The organism is Streptomyces sp. NPDC054847 (genome assembly GCF_053610925.1).
In genome coordinates this window covers 1-3,491 of the sequence record NZ_JBSGZJ010000597.1, presented here as the reverse complement: position 1 = coordinate 3,491, position 3,491 = coordinate 1, and the positions used below count along the sequence as shown (strand labels likewise).

Below are 3,491 nucleotides of genomic sequence, written 5' to 3'. Positions count from 1 at the left end.
GCACCCGACCCCGCCGAGGCGTGAGCCCCGATGTTCCGCTACGGGCCTCGGCGAACCGACGAAAGCCGCCACCGGGGTCGTCCCCCGGCGGCGGCTCTGTCATGGTTCAGCCGAGCTCGGACGCCGCGTACGCCTCGATGGCGTCACGCTGGTAGGCGGCCAGGCCCGGGGCGATCGCTTCGTACGCGGCGCGCCAGGCGTCGTTGTCCACGCAGGAGCGCCCGATCGCGCGGTACTCGTCGGCAGAGACGGCGCGCAGTTCCGACAGCGCCCGGTACTGGGCGTCGATCTCGGCCTGCACGGGTTCGGTGTCGACCGGGTTGCCGGCGGCCATGAGCTCGGCCAGCCGGATCATCTGCGCCGTGCGCTCGCGGTGCCCCGCCTCCGCCTCGGCCTGGCTCATCGTGGCGGCCCGCCGGCCGACATCCTCGGCGAGTTCGGGGAAGTCGCGCATGTTCTGTCCGTACTGGGAGGGCTGCACGCCCTCGAACAGGTTCTCCGGTCGGTTGATGGCGGTCATGTGTCTGCCGTCCTTCCTAAACTGTTCCAGTTCGGCGATCGTGCGGGAGACGGTGCCGGCCAGTGCGTCGAGCCGGTCCCGCTCGGCGAGCAGCCGCCGGTGGTGGCCGCGCAGGGCTTCCACCTCGTCGACCTGCTCGGCCAGGATCCGGCCGATCTCGGGCAGCCCGACGCCCAGGGCCCGCAGTACGAGGATCTGCTGCAGCAGCAGGAGCTGGTGCTCCTCGTAGTAGCGGTGGCCACCGGCACCGATCCGGGCCGGAGGCAGCAGACCGATCTCGTCGTAGTGCCGCAGGGTCCGGGCGGTCACGCCCGACATCCGGGCCACCTCCGCGATCGGCCATTCCATCGCCGCTCCCTCACGAGTGCGTCACCGGGCCGGTTTCTCCGGCCCTGGTCAGGACGGTAGAAGCTGCCGCAGCGGCAACTGCAACCCGTCGTCCGAACCCGGCTTCGGCCCTGTGCGGTCGGACGGTCAGCGCCCGGCCCGGGGAGAAGGCTCCGTGGACGGGGAGGGCGCCGGCTCCAGGCGGACGCAGCACTGGCCGGGGGCGGGCGCCAGACACGCCTGGAGGCCGTCCTCGCCGAGCCCTTGGAGCACGCCGCGCAGCAGGTGGAGGTTCATGCCGCACACCGTCTCGGTGTGTTCGCGGGCGAGCGCGTGGAAGGGGCAGTTGCCCAGAACGACGGCGTCCCCGTCGTGGCGGGGCTCGAATCCGTACCGTTCCAGCAGGTCGAGCACGTCCGTGGTGTCCTGCCCGGCGAGCTGTGCGCCGAGCCGGTGCGCTTCGCGGTGCAGGACGGTCCTGACCGGTTCGCCGGTGGCCTCGGACGCCTCCACGGCCTGCGCGAGGAGCCGCCCGGCCAGTTCGTAGTGTCGCTCGGGCAGGCTGACGGCGACCTGCTTGGCCGAGCGCTTGTAGAGCTTGGCGGGCCTGCCCGCCCCGGGACCGGTGCGTCCGCTGCGCCGCTCGTAGACGACGTCGAGCAGCGATTCGTCGGCCAGGCGGTCCAGGTGGAAGGCGGCCGTCTGCCGGGCCAGGCCGAGAGCTTCGGCGGCCTCGTCACGGCTGACCGGTCCCGGCCGGCGCGCGACGTGGTCGTAGAGCCTCCTGCGGGTCGGCTCGTCGAGGGCGGCGACGGCGGAGACATCCGGGTCCGGCGCGGCATCCGGGCGGGGTGCTTCTTTCGGGTGGTCCACGAACACCAGTGTAAAACCAATGGCCATTGACTAAAGAGGTGATCCGCGCTTCTATCGATAGTGAGAGTTGTCGATAGAAGCTCGGCAGAAAACCGAAGACGGAAAGAAGGGCGCCCACCATGTCGTCCCCCACCACAACCACCTCGTCCGCCCCCGCACGGCGGGCCGCGCTCACCGACCCCGGCTATCAGGCGTTCGTCATCCTGCGCATCGGGTTCACCGTGGCGCCCGTCCTGTTCGGGCTGGACAAGTTCACCAACCTGCTCGTCGACTGGCCCGTCTATCTCGCGCCGTGGATCAACGACATCGTCCCCGGCAGCGCCCAGCAGGCCATGTACGCCGTCGGCGTCGTCGAGATCGTGGCAGGCGTCGCCGTGGCGCTCGCACCCCGCTTCGGGGGCTGGCTCGTGGCCGGCTGGCTCGCCGGCATCATCGTCAACCTGCTGACCGTCCCCGGCCACTACGACATCGCGCTGCGCGACTTCGGTCTCCTGCTCGGCGCGGTCGCCCTCGCCCGGCTCGCCCAGCACTACCACGCCACCCGGCGGCCGCACTGACGAAACCGCGACGGCCGGGCCCGGGACCCCCGACCGCACCCGGAACGGCCCGGGCCCCGGGCACGCCGCGCGGGCAGATCAGGGGCGTGCCGGGGGCGGCAGTTCGGCGTGCACGACCGTGTAGCCGCCCTTGGTCACCGGGGCGTACGGCGCCGGCGCCATGCACGTCCCGACAGGGGCCTCCTCGGGGGCGGTCGCACCGCCCGGCAGCAGATTCACGCCGTTCCAGGAGAAGCCCACACGGTCGCCGGAGCGGTTCTTGCCGTCCTTGCCCCCGTCGTAGACGCTGAATCCGAGCCGCCGGCCGATGTCGAGGGGCCCGCCGGGACCCACCTCGGTGATGACCGCCGTCAGTGTCGCCGAACGGGGACCGGTGACCAGGCAGTCCACCCGCCCCTCGGCCGTGTAGGTGACGTCCCGCGCGGCCGAGTAGTGCGAGATCCTGACCGTTCCCCGCGCGTCGGTGGGCAGACCGGTGGGTATCCCGGGCAGCGGCCGGCTGTACGGAGCGGCGACCGCGTCGAAGCTGAACGAGCGGACGTCGTCGTCCTGGTGGTAGGGCAGCACGAAATCCGCACGGCCGGTGACACTCGCGTACGACGGCGTTCCACGGCCCCCGGCGGAAGCGCCGGAGGCGTCAGAGGCCCCCGAGGCGCTGGAGGCGCCGCTCACGGCGAGCGCTGCGACGGCCGCGGTCAGCACGGCCACGGTCCTGCGTGGTGACGGAGAAAGCACGGTGATCTCCCGGGAGTCGGTGTGTTGCGACGTGTCACATCCTTCACGCCGCCCCCTCCCGGGCCATCGGCCCTGAGCGGCAACTCCCCGCGCCCGCCTCGGCCGTTCGGCGGACCCGTGGTCGCTCTCAGGTCGCGCGGACCGGCGCGACGAGGCGCGCAGGTCCCGGCGGCGGCGGACCACCGCCGCCTGATCGTCGAGCAGGTCCACGACCACCACGGCACCGTGGGCCGGGGCAGCACTCCACTGCTGTCTTCGACGCCTGGGAGCACGCCTTCTACCTGCAGTACAAGAACCAGAAGGTCGACTTCATCGAGGCCATGTGGCAGGTCGTCAACTGGCAGGACGTCAGCAGGCGCTACCACGCCGCCAAGGCGTCCGTGCCGCTGATCTCCTTCTGATCCGGAGCCCGGAAGGGCTCCCCCCGTCGTCCTGCTCGTGATCGTCTTCTCAGCCTTCGCGTGCGGACGGAATGACGG

The 3,491-nt window shown here is 71.7% G+C and carries 4 protein-coding genes and 1 pseudogene; 2 read left to right on the top strand and 3 right to left on the bottom strand.

Translation table 11 applies throughout. The features are described from left to right. Positions 1–106: 106 nt before the first annotated feature. Positions 107–868, bottom strand: coding sequence for a MerR family transcriptional regulator (locus tag ACWGH4_RS32945; protein WP_453467311.1), 762 nt, complete (start codon positions 866–868; stop codon positions 107–109). Between the two features lie 126 nt (positions 869–994). Next, the gene (locus tag ACWGH4_RS32940; RefSeq protein ID WP_453467313.1) at positions 995–1,726 is read right to left on the bottom strand and encodes a helix-turn-helix transcriptional regulator; all 732 of its coding nucleotides are present in this window, start codon (positions 1,724–1,726) and stop codon (positions 995–997) included. Positions 1,727–1,839: 113 nt separating this feature from the next. Here ACWGH4_RS32940 and ACWGH4_RS32935 point away from each other — a divergent pair, with 113 nt between their 5' ends. Further along, complete coding sequence (locus ACWGH4_RS32935) at positions 1,840–2,277, top strand: hypothetical protein (protein WP_453467309.1); 438 nt, start codon at positions 1,840–1,842, stop codon at positions 2,275–2,277. A gap of 78 nt (positions 2,278–2,355) precedes the next feature. Here ACWGH4_RS32935 and ACWGH4_RS32930 read toward each other — a convergent pair whose 3' ends face one another. After that, positions 2,356–3,012, bottom strand: coding sequence for a hypothetical protein (locus ACWGH4_RS32930; RefSeq protein WP_453467307.1), 657 nt, complete (start codon positions 3,010–3,012; stop codon positions 2,356–2,358). Between the two features lie 186 nt (positions 3,013–3,198). Here ACWGH4_RS32930 and ACWGH4_RS32925 point away from each other — a divergent pair. Continuing rightward, a pseudogene (locus tag ACWGH4_RS32925) lies at positions 3,199–3,413 on the top strand (Fe-Mn family superoxide dismutase); the annotation flags it as partial. Between the last annotated feature and the right edge of the window lie 78 nt (positions 3,414–3,491).